Source organism: Streptomyces roseochromogenus subsp. oscitans DS 12.976, assembly GCF_000497445.1.
Lineage (GTDB): Bacteria > Actinomycetota > Actinomycetes > Streptomycetales > Streptomycetaceae > Streptomyces > Streptomyces oscitans.
Map to the genome: position 1 here is coordinate 6,041,535 of NZ_CM002285.1, position 23,745 is coordinate 6,065,279.

General features: G+C 68.0%; 29 protein-coding genes, 1 tRNA gene and 1 pseudogene. 24 read left to right on the forward strand and 7 right to left on the reverse strand.

The window, feature by feature from the left end:
- From M878_RS75685 to M878_RS94820, 4 genes are all read left to right on the forward strand, one after another.
- Window positions 1–767: (2Fe-2S)-binding protein (locus tag M878_RS75685; RefSeq protein ID WP_023550140.1), on the forward strand; the 767-nt coding region annotated here is incomplete at its 5' end.
- Window positions 764–3,073: a xanthine dehydrogenase family protein molybdopterin-binding subunit gene (locus tag M878_RS75690; RefSeq protein ID WP_023550141.1), complete on the forward strand. Its 2,310-nt coding sequence runs from the start codon at window positions 764–766 to the stop codon at window positions 3,071–3,073. The genes M878_RS75685 and M878_RS75690, both read left to right, overlap by 4 nt.
- A 319-nt stretch (window positions 3,074–3,392) precedes the next feature.
- The gene (locus M878_RS75695; RefSeq protein ID WP_023550142.1) at window positions 3,393–4,553 is read left to right on the forward strand and encodes an SUKH-4 family immunity protein; all 1,161 of its coding nucleotides are present in this window, start codon (window positions 3,393–3,395) and stop codon (window positions 4,551–4,553) included.
- 210 nt (window positions 4,554–4,763) lie between these two features.
- On the forward strand, window positions 4,764–5,726 hold the full coding sequence (locus tag M878_RS94820; protein ID WP_158692778.1) for an AlbA family DNA-binding domain-containing protein: 963 nt from the start codon (window positions 4,764–4,766) through the stop codon (window positions 5,724–5,726).
- Window positions 5,727–5,758: 32 nt separating this feature from the next.
- On the opposite strand, the gene M878_RS94825 is transcribed toward M878_RS94820, so the two are convergent.
- Complete coding sequence (locus tag M878_RS94825; protein ID WP_078630393.1) at window positions 5,759–6,205, reverse strand: HIT family protein; 447 nt, start codon at window positions 6,203–6,205, stop codon at window positions 5,759–5,761.
- A 202-nt stretch (window positions 6,206–6,407) separates the two neighbouring features.
- Here M878_RS94825 and M878_RS94830 point away from each other — a divergent pair, with 202 nt between their 5' ends.
- Window positions 6,408–6,905 (forward strand): TIR domain-containing protein, encoded by a 498-nt coding sequence (locus M878_RS94830; protein WP_078630394.1) that lies wholly within the window; start codon window positions 6,408–6,410, stop codon window positions 6,903–6,905.
- Between the two features lie 61 nt (window positions 6,906–6,966).
- On the opposite strand, the gene M878_RS94835 is transcribed toward M878_RS94830, so the two are convergent.
- Window positions 6,967–7,404: a hypothetical protein gene (locus M878_RS94835; protein ID WP_078630395.1), complete on the reverse strand. Its 438-nt coding sequence runs from the start codon at window positions 7,402–7,404 to the stop codon at window positions 6,967–6,969.
- A gap of 371 nt (window positions 7,405–7,775) precedes the next feature.
- Here M878_RS94835 and M878_RS75700 point away from each other — a divergent pair, with 371 nt between their 5' ends.
- Both M878_RS75700 and M878_RS48920 read left to right on the forward strand, forming a co-directional pair.
- Window positions 7,776–8,237: a GntR family transcriptional regulator gene (locus tag M878_RS75700; protein WP_023550143.1), complete on the forward strand. Its 462-nt coding sequence runs from the start codon at window positions 7,776–7,778 to the stop codon at window positions 8,235–8,237.
- A 1-nt stretch (window position 8,238) separates the two neighbouring features.
- A complete protein-coding gene (locus M878_RS48920; RefSeq protein WP_106962754.1) occupies window positions 8,239–8,805 on the forward strand; it encodes an HD domain-containing protein in 567 nt (188 codons plus the stop codon).
- On the opposite strand, the gene M878_RS75705 is transcribed toward M878_RS48920, so the two are convergent.
- A complete protein-coding gene (locus M878_RS75705) occupies window positions 8,793–9,266 on the reverse strand; it encodes an NUDIX domain-containing protein (protein WP_023550145.1) in 474 nt (157 codons plus the stop codon). The genes M878_RS48920 and M878_RS75705 overlap by 13 nt on opposite strands.
- A gap of 2 nt (window positions 9,267–9,268) precedes the next feature.
- Window positions 9,269–10,027 carry a helix-turn-helix domain-containing protein gene (locus M878_RS75710; RefSeq protein WP_031225807.1) on the reverse strand — a complete coding sequence of 253 codons (759 nt, stop codon included), beginning with the start codon at window positions 10,025–10,027 and terminating at the stop codon, window positions 9,269–9,271.
- A 486-nt stretch (window positions 10,028–10,513) separates the two neighbouring features.
- Here M878_RS75710 and M878_RS75715 point away from each other — a divergent pair, with 486 nt between their 5' ends.
- From M878_RS75715 to M878_RS75785, 17 genes and pseudogenes are all read left to right on the forward strand, one after another.
- Window positions 10,514–10,888, forward strand: coding sequence for a RapZ C-terminal domain-containing protein (locus M878_RS75715; RefSeq protein ID WP_023550147.1), 375 nt, complete (start codon window positions 10,514–10,516; stop codon window positions 10,886–10,888).
- A gap of 136 nt (window positions 10,889–11,024) precedes the next feature.
- On the forward strand, window positions 11,025–11,354 hold the full coding sequence (locus M878_RS75720) for a hypothetical protein (RefSeq protein WP_425347913.1): 330 nt from the start codon (window positions 11,025–11,027) through the stop codon (window positions 11,352–11,354).
- A pseudogene (locus M878_RS000000101460) lies at window positions 11,351–12,094 on the forward strand (protein spdB); the annotation flags it as partial. The gene M878_RS75720 and the pseudogene M878_RS000000101460, both read left to right, overlap by 4 nt.
- Window positions 12,095–12,558: 464 nt before the next feature.
- Complete coding sequence (locus M878_RS75725) at window positions 12,559–12,942, forward strand: RRQRL motif-containing zinc-binding protein (RefSeq protein ID WP_023550150.1); 384 nt, start codon at window positions 12,559–12,561, stop codon at window positions 12,940–12,942.
- Between the two features lie 36 nt (window positions 12,943–12,978).
- Complete coding sequence (locus M878_RS75730; RefSeq protein WP_023550151.1) at window positions 12,979–13,218, forward strand: hypothetical protein; 240 nt, start codon at window positions 12,979–12,981, stop codon at window positions 13,216–13,218.
- Between the two features lie 79 nt (window positions 13,219–13,297).
- A complete protein-coding gene (locus M878_RS75735) occupies window positions 13,298–13,495 on the forward strand; it encodes a DUF6257 family protein (RefSeq protein WP_023550152.1) in 198 nt (65 codons plus the stop codon).
- Window positions 13,496–13,581: 86 nt separating this feature from the next.
- A complete protein-coding gene (locus M878_RS75740; RefSeq protein ID WP_023550153.1) occupies window positions 13,582–15,663 on the forward strand; it encodes a cell division protein FtsK in 2,082 nt (693 codons plus the stop codon).
- 150 nt (window positions 15,664–15,813) lie between these two features.
- Window positions 15,814–16,092 carry a hypothetical protein gene (locus M878_RS94845; protein ID WP_078630396.1) on the forward strand — a complete coding sequence of 93 codons (279 nt, stop codon included), beginning with the start codon at window positions 15,814–15,816 and terminating at the stop codon, window positions 16,090–16,092.
- Window positions 16,083–16,271 carry a hypothetical protein gene (locus tag M878_RS75745; protein WP_023550154.1) on the forward strand — a complete coding sequence of 63 codons (189 nt, stop codon included), beginning with the start codon at window positions 16,083–16,085 and terminating at the stop codon, window positions 16,269–16,271. Before M878_RS94845 ends, M878_RS75745 begins: the two co-directional genes overlap by 10 nt.
- A gap of 22 nt (window positions 16,272–16,293) precedes the next feature.
- A complete protein-coding gene (locus tag M878_RS75750; protein ID WP_023550155.1) occupies window positions 16,294–16,785 on the forward strand; it encodes a hypothetical protein in 492 nt (163 codons plus the stop codon).
- A gap of 11 nt (window positions 16,786–16,796) precedes the next feature.
- Window positions 16,797–16,979 carry a hypothetical protein gene (locus tag M878_RS75755; RefSeq protein WP_023550156.1) on the forward strand — a complete coding sequence of 61 codons (183 nt, stop codon included), beginning with the start codon at window positions 16,797–16,799 and terminating at the stop codon, window positions 16,977–16,979.
- Between the two features lie 11 nt (window positions 16,980–16,990).
- A complete protein-coding gene (locus M878_RS75760) occupies window positions 16,991–17,500 on the forward strand; it encodes a hypothetical protein (protein ID WP_023550157.1) in 510 nt (169 codons plus the stop codon).
- A gap of 19 nt (window positions 17,501–17,519) precedes the next feature.
- On the forward strand, window positions 17,520–17,750 hold the full coding sequence (locus M878_RS75765) for a hypothetical protein (RefSeq protein ID WP_023550158.1): 231 nt from the start codon (window positions 17,520–17,522) through the stop codon (window positions 17,748–17,750).
- A 91-nt stretch (window positions 17,751–17,841) separates the two neighbouring features.
- Window positions 17,842–18,759 carry a bifunctional DNA primase/polymerase gene (locus M878_RS75770; protein WP_023550159.1) on the forward strand — a complete coding sequence of 306 codons (918 nt, stop codon included), beginning with the start codon at window positions 17,842–17,844 and terminating at the stop codon, window positions 18,757–18,759.
- Window positions 18,760–19,090: 331 nt separating this feature from the next.
- Window positions 19,091–20,638, forward strand: coding sequence for a YfjI family protein (locus tag M878_RS75775; protein ID WP_023550161.1), 1,548 nt, complete (start codon window positions 19,091–19,093; stop codon window positions 20,636–20,638).
- A gap of 340 nt (window positions 20,639–20,978) precedes the next feature.
- Complete coding sequence (locus M878_RS75780) at window positions 20,979–21,206, forward strand: excisionase family DNA-binding protein (protein WP_023550162.1); 228 nt, start codon at window positions 20,979–20,981, stop codon at window positions 21,204–21,206.
- Window positions 21,207–21,290: 84 nt separating this feature from the next.
- On the forward strand, window positions 21,291–22,577 hold the full coding sequence (locus tag M878_RS75785; protein ID WP_023550163.1) for a tyrosine-type recombinase/integrase: 1,287 nt from the start codon (window positions 21,291–21,293) through the stop codon (window positions 22,575–22,577).
- A 33-nt stretch (window positions 22,578–22,610) separates the two neighbouring features.
- Here M878_RS75785 and M878_RS75790 read toward each other — a convergent pair whose 3' ends face one another.
- The 3 genes from M878_RS75790 to M878_RS75795 all read right to left on the reverse strand — a co-directional run bounded on the left by M878_RS75790 (window position 22,611) and on the right by M878_RS75795 (window position 23,494).
- Window positions 22,611–22,889 carry a hypothetical protein gene (locus M878_RS75790; protein WP_023550164.1) on the reverse strand — a complete coding sequence of 93 codons (279 nt, stop codon included), beginning with the start codon at window positions 22,887–22,889 and terminating at the stop codon, window positions 22,611–22,613.
- A 4-nt stretch (window positions 22,890–22,893) separates the two neighbouring features.
- Window positions 22,894–23,205, reverse strand: a complete 312-nt coding sequence (locus M878_RS97720; RefSeq protein WP_158692779.1) for an Asp23/Gls24 family envelope stress response protein — start codon at window positions 23,203–23,205, stop codon at window positions 22,894–22,896.
- A gap of 217 nt (window positions 23,206–23,422) precedes the next feature.
- A tRNA-Cys gene (locus tag M878_RS75795) sits at window positions 23,423–23,494 on the reverse strand.
- Between the last annotated feature and the right edge of the window lie 251 nt (window positions 23,495–23,745).

Here is a 23,745-nt window from a genome sequence, read left to right on the forward strand (position 1 = left end):
AGCACTCCGCGCCCCTGCCGCCGCACGACGACCACCCGCTCGCGTCCTACGTCCTGCGCGTCAACGGCGTCGACCGGCCCGTCACCGACGCCTGGATCGGCGAGTCGCTGCTGTACGTCCTGCGCGAGCGGCTCGGTCTGGCGGGCGCCAAGGACGGCTGCTCGCAGGGCGAGTGCGGGGCCTGCAACGTACAGGTCGACGGCCGTCTGGTGGCCTCCTGCCTGGTCCCGGCGGTCACCGCGGCCGGCTGCGAGGTGCGTACGGTCGAGGGCCTGGCCGCCGACGGACAGCCCTCCGACGTGCAGCGCGCGCTCGCCCGGTGCGGTGCCGTGCAGTGCGGTTTCTGCGTGCCGGGCATGGCGATGACCGTGCACGACCTGCTGGAGGGCAACCCGGCGCCGACCGAGCTGGAGACCCGGCAGGCGCTGTGCGGCAACCTGTGCCGCTGCTCCGGCTACCGGGGCGTCCTCGACGCCGTCAAGGAGGTCGTCGCCGAACGCGAGGCGTCGTCCCACACCGGCGATGCCGAGACGGACGCGGACGAGGTCCGTATCCCCCACCAGGCGGGCCCCGGCTCCGGTGGCGTCAACCCGTCGGCGTTCGAGGCGCCGGGCGCGTTCGACACGCCCCCGGCGGGTGGTGTCGGCTACGGCAACGCGCCGGATCCGTACGGCGCGCCCGATGCGTACGGCACGCCGCCGCACGGCACGCCGGGCCCGCATGACCCGCACGACCGGCACTACGGCCAGGACGGAGGCCAGGCGTGAGCAACGAAGCCGCCACGGCGACGACCGCCGCGGAACCCGCTCCCGAAGCGGAGGCGTTGCCGCACGGCCTCGGCGCCTCCCTGCCGCACGCCGACGCCCGCGCCAAGACCGAGGGCACTTTCCCGTACGCGGCCGACCTGTGGGCCGAGGGCCTGCTGTGGGCGGCCGTGCTGCGCTCCCCGCACGCGCACGCGCGCATCGTGTCCATCGACACCGGCCACGCGCGCGAGATGCCCGGCGTACGCGCGGTCATCACGCACGAGGACGTGCCCGGCACCCCGCGCCACGGCCGGGGCACCCCCGACCGGCCGGTGTTCGCCTCCGAGGTCGTACGGCACCACGGCGAGCCCATCGCCGCCGTCGCCGCCGACCACCCGGACACCGCGCGGATGGCCGCCGCCGCCGTCATCGTCGAGTACGAAGTACTCGATCCCGTCACCGACCCGGAGCAGGCCTTCGAGGCGGAACCCCTGCACCCCGACGGCAATCTGATCCGGCACATCCCGCTGCACCACGGCGATCCGGAGGCGGCCGGTGAGGTCGTCGTCGAGGGCCTGTACCGGATAGGGCGCCAGGACCCGGCTCCGATCGGCGCCGAGGCCGGCCTCGCCGTGCCCCGTCCCGACGGCGGCGTCGAGCTGTACCTGGCCTCCACCGACCCGCACACCGACCGCAACACGGCCGCGGCCTGCTACGGCCTGTCCCCGGATCGGGTGAAGATCGTCGTCACCGGGGTGCCGGGCGCCACCGCCGACCGCGAGGACCAGGGCTTCCAGCTCCCGCTCGGGCTGCTCGCGCTGAAGACCGGCTGCCCGGTGAAGCTCACGGCGACCCGCGAGGAGTCCTTCCTCGGCCACGCCCACCGCCATCCCACCCTGCTGCGCTATCGCCACCACGCGGACGCCGAGGGCAAGTTGGTGAAGGTGGAGGCGCAGGTCCTGCTGGACGCGGGCGCGTACGCGGACACCTCCGCCGACTCCCTGGCCGCCGCGGTCTCCTTCGCGTGCGGCCCGTACGTCGTCCCGAACGCCTTCATCGAGGGCTGGGCCGTACGCACCAACAACCCGCCCTCCGGCCATGTGCGCGGCGAGGGCGCGATGCAGGTGTGCGCCGCCTACGAGGCGCAGATGGACAAGCTGGCCAAGAAGCTGGGCCTGGACCCGGCCGAACTGCGCCTGCGCAACGTCCTGGCCACCGGCGACGTCCTTCCCATCGGCCAGACGGTGACATGCCCCGCCCCGGTCGCCGAACTCCTGCAGGCGGTACGGGACTTCCCGCTCCCCGCCCTGCCCAAGGACACCCCCGAGGAGGAGTGGCTGCTGCCCGGCGGCCCCGAGGGCGCGGGCGAACCGGGCGCGGTGCGCCGGGGCGTCGGCTACGGCCTCGGCATGGTGCACATGCTCGGCGCGGAGGGCGCCGACGAGGTGTCCACGGCGACGGTCAAGGTCCACGACGGCATCGCGACCGTCCTCTGCGCCGCCGTGGAGACCGGCCAGGGCTTCACGACCCTCGCCCGGCAGGTCGTCCAGGAGACCCTCGGCATCGAGGAAGTCCATGTGGCGCCGGTCGACACCGACCAGCCGCCGGCCGGCGCGGGCTGCCGTGGCCGCCACACCTGGGTGTCGGGCGGCGCGGTGGAGCGCGCGGCGAAGATGGTCCGCACCCAGCTGCTGCAGCCCCTCGCGCACAAGTTCGGCATGTCCACCGAGCTGCTGCAGATCACCGACGGCAAGATCACCTCGTACGACGGTGTGCTCTCGACCACCGTCACCGAGGCGATGGACGGCAAGGAGCTGTGGGCCACCGCCCAGTGCCGCCCGCATCCCACCGAGCCGCTCAACGCCTCCGGCCAGGGCGACGCCTTCGTGGGTCTGGCCTTCTGCGCGATCCGCGCGGTGGTGGACGTCGACATCGAGCTGGGCTCGGTCCGTGTGGTGGAGCTGGCGGTCGCCCAGGACGTGGGCCGGATCCTCAACCCGACCCAGCTGGCCGCGCGGATCGAGGCGGGCGTGACCCAGGGTGTCGGCATCGCCCTGACGGAGAACCTCCGGACGCCCCGCGGCCTGATCCGCCACCCCGACCTGACCGGTTACGCCCTGCCGACCGCGCTGGACGCCCCGGACATCCGGATCGTCAAACTCGTCGAGGAACGGGACGTCGTCGCGCCCTTCGGCGCCAAGTCCGTCAGCGCGGTCCCGGTCGTGACGGCACCGGCCGCGGTCGCCTCCGCGGTCCGCGCGGCCACCGGCCGCCCGGTCAACCGGCTCCCGATCCGCCCGCAGGCAGCGGTGGTCACGTCCCAGTGAGCACAATCGACACGCCCGACACGCCCGACGAGTAGCGCTACGAACCCCCGCCCGGCGTGGGCGAGTCGATCCTGCGGATCCCGCTGTTCACCGGCGGCGCCGGCCGTGGTGCTGGGCGGCATCTCCTTCACGTGAGCCCGGGGCGACAGTGATGGAGGCGATTCCCGCGGGCGCGCAACGAGCCTGTGGCGCCGGACGTCCTTTCCCGTGAGGGCCGTTGTCAGTGGGGCGGCGTAGTGTGCTGAGCGGTGGGGGGAAACCGCCCAGGGCTGCGTACGAGGACGCACGCGGTCACGCACGGGAAGATCGCGGGGGAGCGATGAGCACGACCGACGCCGGGGTTACGGCGATCACGCTGACCGAGGCCGAGCTGGACCGCTATGTCACGCACGCGCCGACGCGCGGCCTGCTCAGCGGCTCCGGACTGCCCGCGGCCACCGACCTGCTGACCTTCTCCCCGCTCCGCAGGCACGGCCTGCGCACGCTCGCCGACGCCGCGGACGGCCCGTTCCGCGTAGCGGACGAACTGCGGGACCGGCTGGTGATAGGCGAACTGCTCAACCCGGCGGGCATGGCGCGCGAGACCATCCTGCTCGACGGCGGCACCGGCGAACTGACGACGGCCTACCTCTTCGACCCGTCCGGCGCCCGCCCCTTCGCCCCTTCCCTGGACACCCTCCTGCGTTTCGCCGCGGTCACCGAGGAACTGGCGGGCCTGCGCGGCCGTTTCGCCTCCCTCGCGGGCCGGTACGGCCCCAGGACGGTGACCGAGGCCACCCGCCGGCTGCTCTCCCTCTTCGAGGAGGGCACGGACGGGAAGGTCCCGCCGTACTGGAAGGCGGCGGCCCTGATCCGCCCGCTCGCCCTCGTCGCGGGCCCCGGTACGGCGTCCGGGCTGACCCTGGACGTCCCGGCCCGCCTGCTGGACCAGGAGTTCGGGCACGGCCGGGTGACCCGCTTCGAGGAGGTCGACTTCCCCGCGACGCTCACGCACGAGCCGACCCGGCGCTTCCTGCGCGAGACCGGGCTGCCGGAGGAGGCGGTCCTCTTCCACGCCGACGCGGACGTCCCGCTGCCGACACTCCGGGAGTACGCCACCGAGGACCACACCGGCGATCATCCACTGGACGAACTCCCGGCCCACGCAGACCACTTGATCCGCCTAGGGCACCTGGTCGGGGGCAACAGCCTGGTGGTCGACGGCAGAACGGGCGCGGTCCTGACCTTCAGCGAGCCGGAGGCGACGCTCCACCCCCTCAACACCGACGTCTCCACCCTCGCCTTCACGCTCTGGCTCCTCCACCACGAGCGCACGATCGACGACCACCTCGCCGCCGAACTGACGACCCGCGCCTACGACCAGCTGGCCGCCGCCATGCTCCACACCCTGACCACTCTCGACCCCACAGCCACCCTTCCGACCACGGACTGGCACTACTGGACGCAACAGTTCCAAGACGAGACCGGCGGCGCCCTCTGAACGCGAGGCCCGCCAAACACCGAAGGGCGGCACCCTGTCGAGAGTGCCGCCCTTACCAGAGGCCGTGGCGGGATTCGAACCCACGTAACTCGCTTTGCAGGTTTGTCCGGGGTGGTCAGAGCGTGATTCGGATGCGTTCGCCGACGTTCAGAGCGGTGCGGGCGCTGCGCCTGGTGAAACAGGGCGAACGGCTCAGGACAGCCGCGTACGGTGGCGAACGAGACGGAAACTGAGACGGAGCGAGGGCACCACGGCTGTGCTCAGCCGACCGGCATGGCGTCGAACTGCATGATGATGGACCAGAAGGAGAAGCCCCTGATGCTCCCGGATGAAGTACTCCAGCTCCTGCAGGGCGGAGAATCGGTAACCGTAGAATTTAAGCTGCGTTTCTCCGGATCTCCGCAATTCGCGAGACTAGTGACCGGATTGGCGAACAGCCAGGGTGGAGTTGTGATCTACGGGGTGGACGACAGTGGAAATCCTGTAGGGCTGGGGGGACGCGAAATTAATCAAGCGAGCGAAGCAATCAGGAAGGTATCCTATTCGCTACTTCCAACACACTTGGGATTCTCTCCCATATCGATGCATAACGTGATCGTGGATGGGAAGCGTCTGCTAGTTATTAGGGTGCCTGAGTTTCCGGATTCCGTGAAGCCGATTCGCACGGCCGACGGTAGGATTTACCGGCGACAAGGGGTCATCGTAGCAGAAGAGAAAGCTCCATCGACCAAGCCTAGCAAATCGGCTGCTGTTGCAGCGACCAAGATTTTTGTTTCCATGTCATTTAGGGAGGATGAAGAACCTGCCCTAGTTGACTATTTCGAAGCGATGAAGCGGGCGGCTGCCTCAGTGGGAGTAAGGCGCGACCTGATTCGTATCGACGAACTGCAAGGTGACTTCGACATCGTCCCCGAGATCGAAGACACGATCCGGGAAGCCGATCTGATTATCGCCGACTTTACAATGAATCGACCTAATGTCTACTACGAGGCGGGTATAGCGAGGGGAATGAAAAAGCGTACGATCCGGACTGCCAGAAATGACACTGAACTACACTTCGATGTCAGCTCTCGTAAGTTTATTCTATATGCGAATGCGACTCAATTGGAGGTGCAACTCACGGAAGCCCTACGATACGCAATTGAGCAGATTCCAAAAGATGGCACTAGGTAGTATCTGCCATCCCGCCGAGAGTAATCATCCAATCAAGTAACGCTGTTGACGCCTTCATGAATACGCTTAGCCAAAGCTTCCCTTTGCCCCTCTGGCCAGGATTGGTCTGGCGGCCAGATGGCTCCCATTCTGTCGCCGGCCCATCTCGGAACCAGGTGCATGTGAAGATGGAATACCGTCTGAGAAGCGGCCTCCCCGGATGAGTTGATGAGATTTATCCCCTCGGGCGCCAAGGCAATTTTAATGCCTTTTGCGACAACGAGGACAGCCTCCATGATGGTGGCCGATGTTTCTGCGTCCAGGTGCCAGAGATCCCGGATGTGCCGCTTCGGGATAACTAGCGTATGCCCGACCACCGCAGGATGGACGGGAAGGAATGCGAGCACCTCCTCAGACTCGAATACTTTTTTGGCTGCCGCTACTCCGGTAGCAATCTTGCAGAACGGGCAATCCTCGGCCCGCAGTTCATCTGCCATCATTCCGACCTCCTGTCAAGGTCTGGATCGCTGATCATTCGTCAGCAGAGGGTGAGCTTACTCGACGGTAGCCGCTCGCACGCGCTCGGCGTGGCGAGTCGTGGCCGATGCAGTGCAATAAAAACTGCAACTTGCTTGCGGCCGGGTCGAGCTATCCGTAGCCTGCCCCTCACAATGCGTCCGTCATTTCTGTGCGAGGAGTGAAGTGGCTCGGAAAGTCTTCTACAGCTTCCATTACATCCCTGACTGTACGCGCGCGGCGCTGGTGCGAAACGCTGGGGCGTTGGAGGGTAACCAGCCGCTCGGCGACAATGATTGGGAGAAGGTGAAGAAACAAGGGTCGGCGGCGATCCAGCAGTGGATTGACGGTCAGCTCAAAGGGCGGTCAGCGACAGTCGTACTGATTGGCGCTGAAACAGCAGGACGCAAGTGGATCAAATACGAGATTGAAAAGTCGTGGAGTGAAGGGAAAGGGGTCGTAGGGGTTTACATTCACAACCTGAAGAATCTCCAAGGTCTTCAGTCGAAGAAAGGAGGGAATCCGTTCGACGATTTCCGCTTGCGGAGCAGCGGGGTGAGTCTTTCCTCGATCGTGAAGGCCTATGATCCGCCCTATTCGTCGAGCAAGTTGGTATATGGTCACATTGCCGCGAATCTCGAATCGTGGGTGGAGGAAGCGATCGCGATTCGCGCCAGCGTGTAGAGGCCTAGAAGCGACCCCCGAAGGTACATAGCTTGCGGGGGTCGTTCCTGGAATGCCGAAACTAGGAAACGATCGCTTTCACCAAGGCGCCACCGATGAAGGCGACATCTACAGCGGCAAGAGTCGCGTAGAAGTTGAGCATAGTGCGGGACATGACTACACCTTTCCAAGGGACCGCTGAATGGTAAGGTTGGACGTTCATCGAGAATAGTGAAACCTCGACGGCTGGGTTCCTGACGTCCTCATAGAGTCTGCGAAAAAGACGCTCTTGACGCAAGTAGTAGCTGTCAAGCAACCAAAATCCGGCGATGGGAATCAACCCCGTGGCTGCGATTTTCCAACTCAAATGACTAGCGAGGATTCCGAAGAAGATTCCGACCGCAGTCATCGTCCAGCCTTTAATTAGAAAAGAGCCGTTACCTAGTCTCGTTACGACCGCTTGAATGAATTCGAGGTGTTTGATCTCTTCTGGAGTGATTGAGCTAGATGGCTGAGTCATGTTCCCCTCCCATGAAAAGTTCTGGCGTCCGCCCCCGCGTCGGTACGTCAGCAGTATGCCCATCGTGCTCGGGGTCACTGCACGTTTGTCACTCCGCACAGACGCTGTGGCGCGGGAGCAGAGCGAGCGGGACCGGATGGCCACGTACGGCATGAACGAGAAGGAAGCCTGTCGCTGCAACAGGCCAACGACGACAGGAGCAGCCACGCCAGCAGGCCTGTCAGTGCCGTGTGAGGCATGGGTCGGTAGGTGATGCCTGATGCGGAAGGCCCAGCGAGATCGGTGCTACGGCAGGGGGCTCACCTGGGAAACTGATCAGTGCGACACTTGCCCCATTGCAATGGAATGGGGTACGGGGCGAAGGAGAGCGAGTGTCGCAGGCAGCGAGCCCGCGGGGAACCTTTCAACAGATCGCGGATGCGTTGAAAGCCGAGATCGATGAGGATCAGGAGTTGGCCGAACTGCCCGCCGTCTCAGAGCTCATGGACCGGTACGCAGTCTCGCGTGGTGTCGTGCTCCGAGCGTTCCAGGTGCTTCGGGGGAGCGGCGACGCTGAGCCAGTACCCGGTGGGCGCTGGCGAGTGATCAGGTCGGGGGACGTTGTGGACCGTCGGCCGCTTGAGGAGCGGATCGCGGCCATCATCACGGATGATCGCCTGGAAGCCGGGGCAGCGTTCCCCAGTGCATCTGCTCTCGCGACCAGGTTCAGCGTCTCACGCCCCACCGTGACAAAGGCGCTCGACAAGCTGGAGGCCGCCGGCGTGCTGGCGAGTGGAGGGCAGGGCAAGGTGCGGACCGTCCGTGCCGTGCCGAATCGAGAGGGGCGTTCGTAGCTTGTCGGAGCTGACGGAGTGGGCGTATCCCGTGGCTGAGTCCCTGCTGGCTGAGCAGTTGCCACGTCGCTGGAAGCATTGCCTCGGAGTAGCCGAGCGGGCGCGCACCATCGCGCTGATCCTCGGGGAAGATGCCGAGCTGTTGGAAGCTGCGGCTGTGCTGCACGACATCGGCTACGCCCCCGACCTCGCCAAGACCGGTTTCCACCCGCTCGACGGTGCCCGCTACCTGCGGGACGTCGCCAACGCTGACGAACGGGTCGTGCACCTAGTGGCGCACCACTCCTGCGCGTGGATGGAGGCCGAGGCCCGGGGCCTCCGCCAGGAGTTGGAGGGCGAGTTCCCGCGCGAGAGCGCGCACCTGGATGACGCGCTCTGCTACTGCGACATGAACACCACGCCGGACGGCGAGCCGACAAACCCTGTGGACCGGATCAACGAGATTGCCGGCCGCTACGGGCCGGACAGCCTGATCGGTACGTTCATCCGCCGCGCTGAGCCGGAGATCTGCGCAAGCACGGCTCGCGTACTCGAACGCGTCGCCGCCGCCAAGCGTCAGCCGATGTAGGGGGTCGCTCGCGTCCGGTCCATGGCGTGCTCGATGCGGAGTCGCATCGTGGGGTGGACGTCGAGTTTCGCCAGGTCCGTTGGGTCTACCCAACGGACCTGCGTCGTTTCGTTGCTCGTACGCAGGTCACCGCCGACCGGTCGGGCGCGGAAGCAGATGCTGAACTGTTGGCGCACCTCGCCGTCGTCGTACTTCATCACGTGTCCCGGGTCGGTGTAGATTCCGGAAATGTTGACGACTTCGGCCTTGATGCCGGTCTCTTCCCAGACCTCACGCACCACGGTGTCGCTGATGGACTCGCCCACGTCGTGCCCGCCGCCGGGCAGTGCCCAACGCCCGTTGTCGGACCGCTGAATCATGAGCACCTGTCCTGCGTCGTTCTGGACGAACGCCACGACGGAGGGGACGACCGAGTTGGCCGGAGGTGCGTCGGGGTCGTGCAGGTAGTCAATGCGTCCCATGATCAGGCTCCCATGATGTCGCGGTCCGTAACCTGGCGAGCGCCTCCCCAGGTCTGTTCGATGCTATTCGCGTACGTGTCGAACAGTCCGCCGCCCGGCATGCGGCGCAGGTGGAAGACAGGGGCCATGTAGGCTCCGATGCCGTAGACGTGGGGGTTGACGAGCATCTCGTCATCGGACCGGTAGATCGAGTTGTAGAGCGTTGTGGCGTGCAGCCGGAAGCCGACCTCAGGATGGCTCTCGAAGAGCGTCCGGTAGTTCACCAACGCGTTCCGAATCTTGCCGTCCATGATTCGGTGCCCCTCGTCTATGCCGCGTTGCCGAACGGCCTCACAATCTGGGTCCCCGAGCAGGATGCGAGCCTGAGTGGTCCCCTCGACCTTCTTCTTCAGAAGGTCGATGAACAGGGGATCCTCCGACAGGAAGAGCCCGGAGTAGACGAGAACGTCAAGGTTCTTCTCGGCTCGCGCGTACATCTCACGCCACAGGTTCGCCGGCACCGTGTGGCGATGCGGGTAGACGGCCACAATCTCCGCCTTGGTCAAGTCGGTTGCGCTCTCCAGCGTGCGGCCGTCGTCCCACAGCGTCGTGACGTCGACCTGGAGTGCTGCGGCGGTGGCGTACTGGTGCCGGCGGTACGGCACCTTCCCCTGCGTGATCCAGCGCTCGACCGTCTTTGGGTTGACCTCGATCTCATCTGCCAGGTCCTGAACGGTCATACCACGCGCCAACAGTGCTGACCGCAAACGCTCGTTGGACATCTGCACCCCCCGGTGGGACGTCTAGGGACCTCTTGACGGTAGTGAGAACTCCCCGAGCTGTCCATGTATGGGGTGACCAACTCCCCTGACCTGCAGCAATTCTGATGGTGCGCCAAGAAGTTCCGGCGCAAAACCAAGAGGTTCCGTCGTGGTACTTGACGGACCCTCATGCGATACCTGTAAAACAGGTACTGCAACGACGACGCCCGGAGGGCCCTCGAAAGGGGCTCGAAGGAAGCGTCGGTTCCTTGAAAACTCAACAGGGTGCTTTGAGCTTGACGGGGCTTGCCCCCGTCCCCGTGACGGCCGGGTGACGACCGTCGGCCCCGGCATCCAGCCGTGAGGGCGCGGAATCAACTTCCGCCCGGGGCCACTTGGCCCGCCGCGACGTGCGGCGTTGGCCCTCATCTCCGGACGCGGCGGCACTCCCGGACAGGACAGCCCGCCGCGTTCGGTCATCCATCCGATGCAGTCAGGAGCTTCGCCATGTCCCAGCACAGGATCCCTGTTGTTCCCCGACGCACGATTCCCGTTGAGATCGTCTCGTTCGGCTACCTGCACGGTCAGCCGCCCACCGCACACCTGACCGTCGATCTGCGTCACCACCTCCGCGACCCGCACGTCTCGCCGGAACTGCGGTACATGACCGCCGACGACGCCCCCGTGCGGGCGGCGGTGCTGGGCACCCCGGGTGTCGCGGCGCTGGTGCTGGCGGCGGAGGCCGCCGTGGCGGCGTTCGCGACCGGTCCGTCCGCGACGGGCCTGACCGTCGCCCGCGCCCTCGCCGAACTGCTGGGCGACGCCGGTCACAAGGTGACTGTCCGGCACCGCGACATGGACAAGCCCGTCGTACAGCGCTGACGGCAGCTCGAACCGCCGGACCCGTACCGGTGGCACCCGTCAGAGCTTCTGAACCCCGCTTCGCGGGGCGGTCGCACTCCCGGACAGGACAGCTGACCGCCCCGCGCCTTTCCCGACGTTCAAGGAGAGACCCACCATGCGTATGCGCACCTTCGTCGCCGGCCAGGAGGCTTACGGCGACCTGGAGTTTGCGGAACTGGCCCTCGGCGTTGACCTCGATCCCTTCGACGCCCCCCTTGGTATCGACGTCGAGCTGTTCCGTGGCCCCTTGCGCCCCGTGACGTTCCCCGGGGCCGACGCCCGGTCGGACGCGGCCCGCGACATCCTCGCCGACCTGCGCGAGCAGGCGGCGGCCGGCGACGAGATCGCCGCCCTGGACGCCGCGTACGCGGAGGCCCTGACGCACACGGTTTCGTTCCCGCGTGTCGCTCGCGGCTACCGCCCCGGAACGGGGGAAGCGGCATGAAGGCCCGGATCAAGCTGCCCGCCGGTGCGAAGACTGTGCTGCCGGCCGTTGCGATGACGGCGGTGTCGATGGTCCTCACGTTGGCCGTGGTTGTGATGTGGCTCGGCCCGTCGATTCACGAGGGTGTCGCGCTGGTCGTCGGTCTCGGGATCGACGGCGGATGGCTGGCCACCCTCGCCTACGAACGCCGACTCGCAGCCCAGGGCGACCACAGCAACGTCGTGACCGGCGTCGGCTGGTGCTTCGGCCTCATCGCGGCCGGCGTCCTGGTCGCCCACGCGCTCACCACCGGCTCAGCCGGCGCGTGGCTGGCCGTAGCGTGGCTGCCCATCGCGGCAAAGGCACTGTGGCTGGTCCACGGGCTGTGGGAGCGCACCGCGCTCACCTCGACCGCGTTGGAGGAGATCCGGGGTATCCAGCAGGAGGCCCGGGACAAGGCGGCCGTGGACCGCGCCCGTCTCCGCGCCACGGCCGGCGCGGAAGCCACCCGGCTGACAGCGGTGACCGATGCCGGGGCCCGTGTCGCACGCGTCCAGGCCAAGACCGCCAAGACGCTCTCGCGGGCGTGGTCGAAGCTGGAGACGGCGCAGGCCGGTGAGGACACCGGCAGGGCGTTGGCCAGCGTGGCATCCCGGACCACGTCCGGTGCAGCGCCCCGCTGGGAACTCCCGGTCTGGGGTCCCACCGAGCCGGTTGCGGCACCCTCGATCCCCTCGATCGACCCAGCCGACGACGACTCCGCGAATGCGGAGGAATCGGCCCAGACCAAGAGGATTCGGTCTACGGCTGACCTGCCGGAATCGACCCCGGTCACGGCCACGCTGACCCGCCTGCCGGTGCCCGATCCGGTCCCGGCCAACATGGGCAAGTCGAGTCTGCTGCTCAAGCCCGTCCCTGCCCTCACCGCCCCGACCGGATCGACCCCGCCGGAGTCGACTCGATCGGGGCGACCGCTGGCAGCTGAGTCGACCCGTCCGGCGGTCCGGGCAACGTACCGGGTGCCGGAATCGGCGAAGAGCCCGCGCGTGAAGCGCACCCCGGAACAACTCCTCGATGAGGCCCGGACCCTGACGGCCAATTGGCCTCAGATCCACCTCACCGGGGAGCGGCTCCGCCGGGAACTGCACGTCTCCCCGGCCAACGCCCGCATCCTGCGTGATGCACTGCTGGCCGAACGCGCCGCCGCTGCTGGGACGGTCTCCTGATGTCCGCAGCGTGGGGCAAGTGCTACGACCCCACCGGCGCCCGCTACGGCGTCCCGACCTACCCGTGGCGGCTCGCCCCGGACGGTCTGGCCACGCGCCGGCAGTTACGGGCACAGGGTCTGCGTCCGGGAGGCCAGCCGATAGCGGCGCAGCTCATGAGGGTCAACCGCCGCCAGGGCGGGGTCAAGGTCGCTTACCTCTACCGCCTCGACCGCGCCCGCCCCGTCCGGCCGATGACGTCGCGGAAGTGGGGCGCCCTCGCCTTGGCGATGCTCGCCCGCCGCACCTGTCCGAAGTGCCGGATCACCTACAGCTACTGCATGTCGCGCACCCACGGCATCTGCGGCTTGTGCCTGGCCGCCGAAGAACAGCGCGCCGCCTGATCCCCCTGTCGTTCTCCCGTTGAAAGGACCCAGGTCATGGGCCTGTACGACCGGATCATGAGCGCCACCAACGATCCGACCAACGTTCTGAAGGTCAACTCCGCCGCCCAGGGCGCGGCGCGCCTGGCCACCCAGACCGGTCACTCCGGTCTCGCTGTGGCTGCCGCTGCCGGAGCCGCTCTCTTCGCGGCCGTCGACACCGTCATGCACGCCCCGAAGGCAACCGACGGCCCCTACGCAACCTTCAGCACCGACGACCGCCCGCGCGGGAGCTGACGGCTGCCTGCGGCCCCGGGGATCCGCACCCCGGGGCCGTGGGGAGCCGGACAGTCCGGCCCGGATCGGAGATGCAGCCGTGAGCAGCAAGCAGCCCCGCCTCACCGCTGGCGAGAAGGCCCAACTCGCCTGGTACGTCGCCCGCATGGCCAAGCGCGGACTCGCCGACGACCGCCAGTACGGCGGCCGGGTCGACCAGAGCGACCTTCAGCGCAAGTACGACCGCGTCCTTGCGCAGGCCCGCAAGCGCGAAGAGCGCGCCAACAAGGACAAGTAGCAACGCCCCGGGGGCGGCCGTCCCGGCCAAGGAAACAGGCCGCCCCCGGGCCACCCACCACCCGTGAGCAGCAGGGAGTACTCAGCATGACGGACAGCACGATGGGCCCGCACCTGCAGTCCGTGCCCGACACCGCCCCCGACGACGACGCCCCGGCAGCGCCCGTCCCGGTGGACAACCCCGCATTGCCGGACCCGAACGTGCGCATCGAGAAGCGCAAGCCGGTCCTGGCCGGATGGCTGACCAACCGGCGTGACTTCCTCGCCACTGCCCGCCACACGGGCGCGAACGTTGGCTACGCCGCGCTCTACCACGGGGTTCGGGTCCCGGTGTATGCCGGACGCCTGACCCTCATGGCGCCCAGGGGCGCGTGCCGGTTCGTCGCATCGACGAACCGGTGGGTGTGGGACCGCGAGGCCGCGCCCCTGCGGGCGTACGCGGTCAAGACCGAGGACGTTGAGGAGTACATGCGTCTGGCCCGGCTCCGCGCCGGCCGCGTCCGGCTGCGCGGCCTGGTCACCGTCGTCGCGACCGTGTTCGGTCTCGGGTTCGCCCTGTACCTGTACGTCCTGGCCCCCGAGTACCTGTACGCGTTCGCGGCCGGAGGGGTGCTGCTGCTCGGCATGGGCGGACAGCAGCCCGACGCCCCGGTGATCGGTCCCGCGGTGATGCGCACCGAGTTGCAGAAGCTCACCGGCACGATCGTCCTGCGCGGACTCGACAGCATCGGAATCCCGAAGATCAGCGCCGCCATCAAGAAGGGCGGCGACATGGACGGGATGCGGTTCACCAGCGAAATCGTCCGTGACGGGCCCGGCTACCGCGCCGACCTCGACCTTCCCTACGGCGTCACCCCGGACGACATCATGGACAAGCGCGAGGCACTCGCCTCCGGCCTGCGCCGCAAGACAGGCTGCGTCTGGCCGTCCGGCGACCCCGACGAGCACGAAGGACGTCTCGTGCTGTGGGTCGGCGACCGGCCCATGAACGAGACGACGAAGCCGGCATGGCCCCTGCTGAAGGACGGCCGAGTCGACCTGTTCAAGCCCGTCATCTTCGGCAACGACCAGCGGATGCGATGGGTCGAGGTCACCCTCATGTTCGCCGCGATCGTCATCGGCTCTGTGCCTCGCATGGGCAAGACGTTCCTGCTGCGTCTGCTGCTGCTGATCTGCGCCCTCGACCCCAGGGCCGAGCTGTACGCGTTCGACTTCAAGGGAACCGGCGACCTCGGCCCGCTGGAGCCCGTCTGCCACCGCTACCGGTCCGGTGAGGAGGACGAGGATCTCCTGTACGTCCTGCACGCCATGCGGGAGCTGAAGGAGGAACTGAGGCGCCGGGCCAAGGTGATTCGCAGCCTGCCCAAGTCCCGCTGCCCGGAATCGAAGGTCACCCCGGAACTGGCCAACGACAAGAGCCTGCGCCTGCACCCGATCGTCGTCGGCTTCGACGAGTGCCAAATCCCCTTCGAACACGAGAAGTACGGCACTGAGCTGGAGTCCATCTGCACCGACATCACCAAGCGCGGCCCGGCGCTGGGCATCATCGGCATGTTCGCCACCCAGCGGCCCGACGCCAAGAGCCTGCCGCCCGGCATCAGCGCCAACGCCATCCTGCGGTTCTGCCTCAAGGTCATGACCCACCAGGCCAACGACATGGTGTTGGGCGCCTCGATGTACAAGTCGGGTATCCGCGCGACCATGTTCAGCCGCCGTGACCTGGGTATCTGCTGGATGGCCGGCGAGGGCGACGACCCGCGCATCGTCGCGAGCGCGTTCGTGGACGCCCCGAAGGCCGAGCTGGTCGTCACCCGCGCCCGGAAGATGCGCGAGGAGTACGGCAACGTCACCGGGCACGCCATCGGCAAGGGCCCCGAGCAGACCGGCGCTGGCTCCGACATCCTCGCCGACACCCTCGACGTCATCGCTGAGGATGAGAAGGCCGTGTGGTGCGAGCGCATCGCCGTCCGACTCACCGCCGCCCACCCCGGCACCTACGCCGGCTGGCAGGGCGAGAACGTCACCGCCGCTCTCAAGCCGTGGGGCATCAAGCCGGGGCAGGTGTGGGGCACCACCGACGACGGCGAGGGCGCCAACCGGCGCGGCATCAAGCGCGCCGATGTCGTCGCCGCGATTACGCGCCGTAACGCCGATCGGGTCGCCGCCTAGCCCGAGCAGGGGTGCTAGACCTAGCAGCCGCCACCGCTAGGTCTAGCACCTCCACTAGCGCCCCGCAGGGCCGCTGAGCTGCTCACTAGCGTCTAGCGGCCCACCTGCGGAAACACCCCGAAATCGCCCTGAGAAGGGATGTGAGCCGTCGTGGCTCTCGCTAGCCTCGCTGTCCTGCTGCTCCTCGCCGGTTACACAGTGTTGTGTGCTGTCGCCCCGTTCGTCCTGTGTCGGAAGTGCTCCGGCACCGGCATACGGGAGGCCCGCCGCCGCAAGGTCAAGTTGTGCCGCCGCTGCCACGGGAAGCGCTACCGGCTCCGCATGGGACGCCGCCTGCTCAACACCGGACGCGACATCCACCGCGCCGGCACTCGACACCCCCACCGCCACCACCCCGACTCCGACAGGGAGTTCACCCCATGGCCGTGACCGTCTCGCTTGTCTTCCTCTTCGGCCTCGTCCTGTTCTTCCTCCTGCGCAATCACAGCCTCAGCGCCGGTGCCGCGTTCGTGGCTGTGATGTTCGGGTTCTTCCTCGCCTCCACCGGCGCTTCCGGGCCGATCAACCACCTGGCTATCGCCGTCGTCCACTCCATCCCCAACCCGTGACCAGCACCGGAAGGGATTCCGCATGACCCCCGAGAACACCCCCGCGACAGCCCCCACGGCTGTCGGGATGACCGAGGACGAGGCCACCGTTGAGGCCCGCCGGATCATCGCTGAGGCCTACCGGCCCGCGCCCGAGGTGCCGACCGTGCACCGCGACGACAGCCCGTTGCCCCGCTACGGCAGCACCCCGCCCGTGGCCCAGCCGGGCCGGCCGCCGATGAGTCAGGGCGCCACCGACGCCAGCGTGCTCATGCTCACCGGCGGGGCCAGCGTCTCCATGGTCGGGCTCACCGCCGCCGTGGTCATGTACGTCTCCCAGACCGCCAACCCCGTGGTGTGCGCCATCGTCTTCGGCGCCCCCACCGCCCTCGTGCTCGCGCTCGCCCGCCTCGCCAAGCGGTCCCAGCCCGCCCCGGACGTCCACCAGCACTACACCGGCCCCGTCTACCAGGACCAGCGCAACGTCCACACCACGACGCGCGGCGTGTGGGCCAAGACCACCAACCAGCAGTGACGGAGAGGCCAATGACGCGCACCTACCGCTGCACCGCCACTGTCAGCGACGGCAAGCACAACGACGGCGAAGCCGCCGGAACCGTCCGGGCCAACTCCGATGCCGAAGCCCGCACGCTCGTCGCCGACTGGGTCCGCCAAGACGGCGCCCGCAAGAACCGCACCTGGTACGCCACCCACATCGAACTCAGCTAGGAGACCCCACCGTGACCACCGCCACGGACCCCGCGCAGCTCGCCCTTGACGCTGCTCAAGCCGTCCGCGAGTTCAACCACCTCACCTTCCCCCGCCCCGACCAGACGCCAACCTTTCCGTATCCGGGCGACGCGTACGACGCCATCGGCGCCCTCAAGACGCTCGCCCAACGGCTCCCGCAGGCCATCGAGCAGATCGGAACCGCTCTGGACGTCCTGGCCACCATCGGGCACCTCGGATCAGCCGACGGTTGGGACCCGAACAGGCATGTCGCCAACGTCCAGGAATTCCTGGTCACGGCCATGGAACAGGCCAGTGGTCTCGCCCAGTGCCTGGACCTTGCCCACAGCGCCGTCAGCCCCCTCACCTACAGCGGGCCGGACGACGAGCCCGAAGAGGAGCCGTGCGGCGAGGGCATGTGCCAGTGCTCATGCGTCGGCGTCCTGCACCCCTGCGGCTGCGACTGCCCCCGATGCTCCGACTGCCGGCAGCTTCCCGAGAACTGCGACTGCGACGACTGACCAGGAAGGAGTACGAGCGGTGACATCCAACCAAGCTCGACGCCTGACCGCCCTACTGATCGACGCGCACCACAACCCGCGCGCACAGATCACCACCGGCCGCGTGATGGGCCTCTACCAGCAGCTCGGCATCGCCCCCAAGCGAGCCACCGCCCGCGGCGACCTGAAGGCACTTGCCCGGCTCGGGCTTCTGACCGAACACGGGCCCCGCCACCGGCGCTGCTATGCGCTGAGCCCGGCCCAGTCCTAGCTACGCCCGAGGGCGGCGGCACTCCCGGACAAGGACAGCCCACCGCCCTCGGTCTCCCTATCCCGACGTAGCAGAACAGGAGACCTACAGCATGACACCTGACTGCAAGGCCCGGCGTGCCGCCGACGGGAATCACCCGGACGGGAGCCTCCTGCGCACCGCCCTTGCCCTCGCGGCGGCCGGCGTGCCGCCACTGCCCCTACGGCAGGGTAAGAAGCCGTTCGGCAACTGCCCCGACTGCAAAGACAGCCGCTGCGGGGACCGGCCGAACATGAAGGCGGAGGGGCCCTGCCGTTGCCCGGCCCCGTGCCACGGGTGGGCCGCCGCCACCACCAACCCGCGCGTGCTCACCTCGCCCGCGTGGGCGGCGGCATGGCGTCGCGCCGTGGCGGTCGCCTACCACCCGGGCGGGGCCGGGGTGACCGTGGTGGACCTGGACGATGCGGCGGCGGTCGCGTGGGCCCGTGCGACCCTGCCCGCCACCCGGATCGTGCCGACGACGCGGGGTGAGCACTGGATCTACCGGGGCACCATGCGGTCGGCCAACGCAGTGCGCCCCGGTGTGGACGTCAAGTCGCTCATGCAGTACGTCCGTTGGCTTGGTTTCGGGACCGGCCGTATGACCGATCTGCCGTCGGCCGTCCGCGACCTGGTGGTCAAGGAAGAAACCACCCCCGCGCGCGGCGGGGTGGCCTCTTCTATCCCGACGCGCGCCACCTGGGACCGGACGGTGGCCACCGGGTGCCGCCACACCGAGCGCTACGTCCGCACCGGCCTGGAACGCGGCCTCGCCCTCGTACACGCCCGGACCGAATCCGGGGCTGGCTCACAGGCGTTCGGGGTTGCCCGGTTTCTCGCCGCACAGCACACCGCGTGCCCCGGACCGTGCGGACTGGACGCGATCGAGGAAGAGATCGTGACCGCCGCCGTCTTGGTGGGCGTCCCCGAGGCCTACGCCCGCCGTGCGGTCGCCAACGGCCTTGAGGCGGCTGTGGAGCGCGCGGCATGAACAAAGCATCCCGAACCCCCGCGAACGGCCCTCACGGCGCCGTACAGGGCCCGCCACGGCCGACCGTGGGCGAACCGAAGGTCGCCGCCCGCAAGGGCGTCCTTTCTGCCGTTGGCTCTGACCCGCAGACGGTCACCGTCACCGGCATCACCCCGGGTCTTCAGATCCGGTGCGAGGGCGTACCGGTCGCGGACTGGCTCTGTGCCTGCGGGCACCATGAACGCGCCCGGGGCCGTGCCGCCGTCATCAGGCTGACCGCCCGTGTCCGCGTCGGCGTCTGCCCCCACACCGCCACCGCCGAAGGGAGGGCAGCCTCATGACTCCACAGCCTGTGGACAGCCCCGACCTGTGGGCCGGACTGCCCACCCTGGAAGACCCGCCCGGCGAGGACGACGCGGCACCGGACGTGTGGGAGGACCCCATTCCCCTCACCGGCCGCCGTGAGCGTCCCCCGTTCCCCGCCCACGTCCTCCCCGCCTGGTTGGGAGAGTTCGTGGCGGCCGTCGCGCAGGAGACGCAGACCCCGGTGGACCTCGCCGGATCGATCGCCCTCGCCGTCCTCGCCACGGCAGCCGGCGGCCGGTCGGTGGTCCACGTGCGCGGCAACTGGCGTGAGCCGACCAACCTCTACACGGTGGTGGCGCTCCCGCCAGCCAACCGCAAGTCCGCCGTCTTCGCGCTGCTGACCAACCCCCTCTATGAGGCAGAGAAGCAGCTCAAGACCGCGATGAAGCCCGTGATCGTCGAAGCGGAGCTGACGGCGCGGTTGGCCAAGGAAGCGGCGGACAAAGCCGCCGCCAAGGCCGCGTCCGCCGACGGCGACAAACGCGATGAGATGGTGGCCACCGCCGTCGGCCTCGCACAGACCGCCGATACGCTCACCGTCCCCGCCGAACCGGTCCTGTTGGCGGACGACTCGACACCCGAGACGGTCACCTCGCTCATGGCGGAACAGGGCGGACGGCTGTCGGTGATGAGCGCGGAGGGCGGCATCTTCGACATCATCGCCGGCCGCTACTCCGGCGCCCCCAACATGGAAGTCTTCCTCAAGGGGCATGCCGGGGACCGGCTGCGGGTGAACCGGCAGACCCGCCGCGAGTACATCGACGCCCCCGCGCTGACCATCGGCCTCGCCGTACAGCCGGACGTGTTGCGGGACATCGGGAAGGTGAAGGGGTTCGAGGGACGCGGACTGCTGGCTCGCTTCCTGTACTCCCTGCCGGTGTCCACGGTCGGTGAACGCGAGATCATCACCGACCCGGTCCCCGAGCAGACGGCCGCCACCTACACCGCCCGGGTCATCGACCTCGCCCTGTCCCTGGCGGAGTGGACCGACCCGGCCGTCATCCAGCTCACCCCGGAAGCGGACGCGGCACTGATCGCCTATCAGAAGCGCATCGAACCGCAGCTCAAGGCACGCGGTGGCAAGCTGGGCCACATCTCCAACTGGGCCGGAAAGCTCGCCGGTGCCACCGCCCGCATGGCTGCGCTGCTGCACCTCGCCGAACACGGCGGCAACGGCTACGCCCACCCCGTCACCGAGGACACCATGAACGCGGCGATCGAGCTGGGGGACTACTACACCGCCCACGCCCTCGCCGTGTTCGACGCCATGGGCGCCGACCCGGTCCTGTCCCGCGCCCGCAGCGTCCTGGAAGCGCTGAGGGACAACGCATGGGAGGACGTCAGCCGGCGGGACGTCTTCAGCGTGCTGTCCCGCAGCGAGGTTCCCACCGTCGCCGACCTGGAACCCGCCCTCGCACTGTTGGAAGACCACGGATACCTGCGGTCCTACCAACCCGAGCGCACCGGGAAGCGCGGACGCCCACCGGCGCCCCGCCTCACCGCCCACCCGTCCCTGCGCCACGGCGGCCGGTGACCCCCGCCAGCACACACAACCCCCCTCGCACAAACCGCGAAATCGCAGAAAACCCCGGACACCCCCGCTGACCTGCGATGGGACCACTGGCCCCACCCCAGCCGGGGTCCCGTCGCACAATGCCGCGATATTCCGCAAAAACCGAGCACCCCCGGTGCGCCGTGACCGGACGACGGCCGCCCCTGATTTTTGCGGAATATCGCGGGTTTCTGCGGAGCACCGCCCACCACCGCCCGGACACCGCAACACCGCAGGTCAACGGCCCTACTCGGGTTTTCTGCGGATATTGCGGTTTGTGCGGCGGCACTTGCCCATGAACTCAGCCCCACAGGAGTGAGCCGTGGACGAACACGACACCCCCGCCATCCCCGCCGACGATGACCCGACCCTCGTTTTCCTCAAGGTCGAGGAGGCCGCCCGCCGACTCCGCATCGGCCGGACCACATGCTTCGCGCTCATCCGCACCGGCGAACTGGAGTCCGTCATGGTCGGCGGACTCCGCAGGGTCCCGGTCGACGCGCCGGCCGCGTACGCGACCCGTCTCCGCACCGCCCAACGCTCCGCTTGACGACGCCCGGGGCGGCGGCACTCCCGGACAGGACAGCCCGCGGTCCCGGTCCCCATCCCGACACCAAGAAACAGGAGCCTGCCTGTGGCAGAGGAAAAGAAGAAGCGCACCCGACAGCCCAACGGCCGTAGTTCGATCTACTTCGGCAAGGACGGCAAATGGCACGGCCGCGTCACCGTCGGCGTCCGCGACGACGGCACGCCGGACCGCCGCCATGTCGAACGCAAGACCAAGACCGAAGTGGCGGACGCTGTCCGAGAGCTGGAGAAACAGCGCGACACCAAGACCGTGAAGAAGCCCGGCAAGGCGTGGACGGTCAAGGCGTGGCTGACGCACTGGGTTGAGAACGTCGCACCCCTCGCGGTCAACGACAACACGATGGTTGGGTACGGCGTTGCGGTCCGGAAGCACCTCATCCCCGGCTTGGGCGCCCACCGTCTCGACAGGCTCAAGCCCGAGCACATCGAGGCCTTCTACGCCAAGATGCAGGCCAGCGGCAGCAAGCCCGCGACCGCTCACCAGGTGCATCGAACCTTCCGCACCGCCTTGAATGAGGCCGTACGGCGGGGCCATCTCGGCAAGAACCCCGTTCAGTTGGCCAAGGCCCCGAAGACGGGGGAGTACGAGGTGGAGCCCTACAGCGTCCAAGAGGTACAACGATTGCTGAAGGCCGCTGACCAGCATCGCAACTCCGCACGGTGGGCCGTCGCCCTCGCCCTTGGACTGCGTCAAGGGGAGGTGCTGGGGCTGACGTGGGAGGACGTGGACCTTGAGGGTGGGTTCCTCGTTGTCCGGCGGAGTCGCCACCGGCCGCAGTACGCCCACGGGTGCGCGGAGCCCTGCGGACGTAAGGCCGCCGGGTACTGCCCGCAGAGGCGACGAACCAACCCGGAGTTGTCCACCACCAAGTCGCGTGCCGGCCGTCGTGCGGTCGGTCTCCCCGAACAGCTCGTTGACCTACTCCGTGCGCACCTCAAGGCGCAGGAAGCGGAGCGAACGGCGGCCGGGAAGCTCTGGGAGGAGAACGGCTTGGTCTTCCCGGATGAGCATGGCCGTAGCCCATCCCACCGCCGAGACTGGACCGAGTGGAAGGATCTTCTGGCAGAGGCGAAGGTACGGGACGGGCGTCTGCACGACGCGCGCCACACGGCTGCAACTGTGCTGCTCATCCTGGGCGTGCCGGAGCGGGCTGTCATGGGGCTCATGGGGTGGTCGACCACGGCCATGGCCGCTCGCTATCAGCACATGGTTGACGCGGTGCGGACTGACATTGCCAGGCAGGTGGACGGGCTGATTTGGAAGTCGTCCGGAGACGGAGTTGGCCCGGACGACGATGACGGCCTCGCGGGGGTCCTCGTGCCGGTCCGCTGAAATGGCAGGGGCAGGCTTTCGAGCCTGCCCTCGCTAGTTCACGGCCTTACCACCCAAGAGACCGACCATGGCACCGAAGCCGAGGTTCGCGAGCGTGGAACAGGTGTCCATCGCAGACTTCGCAGCCTCCGTGGGCTTCTCCACGAAGATTCCTATGTACAGGCTGGCTGCGAGAGTGAGCACAGTTATCAGCGTCACGCTGAGGAAGACCAACTTGAAATGGGCGGTCACCGTGGTGACGGCTGCGGTGTCGGTAGCAGTAGCCGCTGTTGGCGTTTGAGTCGTGTCGATGCTTGTGCCCGGGTTGGCCATGCCTTCACTCATCAGACTCGGCCCCCGCGGCGCGCTGAACACTCTCACCTGACGACGCCGGGGTGTCCTCTACTGTCGGGGGTTTTCGTGCAGCCTCACGCCACGCCTTGAGGAGTGCCTCCGCCTCTACCGCGCTGAGGTTCGCTGGCCCTCTGATCTCGATGACTCGCCTTCCGTCAGGCTCTTTCACGAGCAGAGACGTCTCTCTGGGCCTTCGGAAAATGGTGCGCAGGATGCTGCGTAGCTTCTCGCTGACCAACAGGGCTGCGGCGGACACCCCGAACGCTCCCAAGAGTGAGACCCACTCCGGATCCATCCCCACCCTCCCCGGTGACGTCGTGCTGTTGTGCGTCGGCAGCGCCGGAGTGTCGATTGTGCTACCCCGCGCCCCTCCTGGGGGAGCGTTTCGCATGCTTCACGGTGAAGGAGGGGCGGAGGCATCCGTAACTGAGACGGGAACTGAGACGGACGATCGAAAGGGCGGCACCCTGAAAGGAGTGCCGCCCGTTCGTTTTGCCTGGTCAAGCCGCCAGAGGCCGTGGCGGGAATCGAACCCACGTAACTCGCTTTGCAGGCGAGCCCCTAAACCACTCGGGCACACGGCCGTGTTCGTGGAAACGAAGCTATGGGGAGGGTGCGGGGCGGCTCAAGGGGACGTGCGGGGCTGCAATGGGACTGCCATACGGCGTTCATGAAAGGGAGGAGAGGGGGTTTCTGGGGGCGTCGGGGTTGTGGTGGTGATCGTGGGGTGGTCGCGGGGGCTGTGACGTGGGTCCCACCCGTGGGTCACCCGGGCTCGTCCGGGCGTGGACGGTGGGGTGGCGCCGGTAGGGTGGCCCGGTTGTCATACGTAGCC

Bases quoted from the DNA above. Each gene is read 5' to 3' on its own strand.
- M878_RS75730 (WP_023550151.1), top strand. From the start codon at position 12,979: ATGGGCCTGTACGACCGGATCATGAGCGCCACCAACGATCCGACCAAC.
- M878_RS97720 (WP_158692779.1), bottom strand. From the start codon at position 23,205: ATGGATCCGGAGTGGGTCTCACTCTTGGGAGCGTTCGGGGTGTCCGCC.
- M878_RS75725 (WP_023550150.1), top strand. From the start codon at position 12,559: ATGTCCGCAGCGTGGGGCAAGTGCTACGACCCCACCGGCGCCCGCTAC.
- M878_RS75710 (WP_031225807.1), bottom strand. From the start codon at position 10,027: ATGTCCAACGAGCGTTTGCGGTCAGCACTGTTGGCGCGTGGTATGACC.
- M878_RS75705 (WP_023550145.1), bottom strand. From the start codon at position 9,266: ATGGGACGCATTGACTACCTGCACGACCCCGACGCACCTCCGGCCAAC.
- M878_RS75715 (WP_023550147.1), top strand. From the start codon at position 10,514: ATGTCCCAGCACAGGATCCCTGTTGTTCCCCGACGCACGATTCCCGTT.
- M878_RS75770 (WP_023550159.1), top strand. From the start codon at position 17,842: ATGACACCTGACTGCAAGGCCCGGCGTGCCGCCGACGGGAATCACCCG.
- M878_RS75790 (WP_023550164.1), bottom strand. From the start codon at position 22,889: ATGGCCAACCCGGGCACAAGCATCGACACGACTCAAACGCCAACAGCG.
- M878_RS75750 (WP_023550155.1), top strand. From the start codon at position 16,294: ATGACCCCCGAGAACACCCCCGCGACAGCCCCCACGGCTGTCGGGATG.
- M878_RS75695 (WP_023550142.1), top strand. From the start codon at position 3,393: ATGAGCACGACCGACGCCGGGGTTACGGCGATCACGCTGACCGAGGCC.
- M878_RS75740 (WP_023550153.1), top strand. From the start codon at position 13,582: ATGACGGACAGCACGATGGGCCCGCACCTGCAGTCCGTGCCCGACACC.
- M878_RS75755 (WP_023550156.1), top strand. From the start codon at position 16,797: ATGACGCGCACCTACCGCTGCACCGCCACTGTCAGCGACGGCAAGCAC.
- M878_RS75720 (WP_425347913.1), top strand. From the start codon at position 11,025: ATGCGTATGCGCACCTTCGTCGCCGGCCAGGAGGCTTACGGCGACCTG.
- M878_RS94825 (WP_078630393.1), bottom strand. From the start codon at position 6,205: ATGATGGCAGATGAACTGCGGGCCGAGGATTGCCCGTTCTGCAAGATT.
- M878_RS94835 (WP_078630395.1), bottom strand. From the start codon at position 7,404: ATGACTCAGCCATCTAGCTCAATCACTCCAGAAGAGATCAAACACCTC.
- M878_RS75745 (WP_023550154.1), top strand. From the start codon at position 16,083: ATGGCCGTGACCGTCTCGCTTGTCTTCCTCTTCGGCCTCGTCCTGTTC.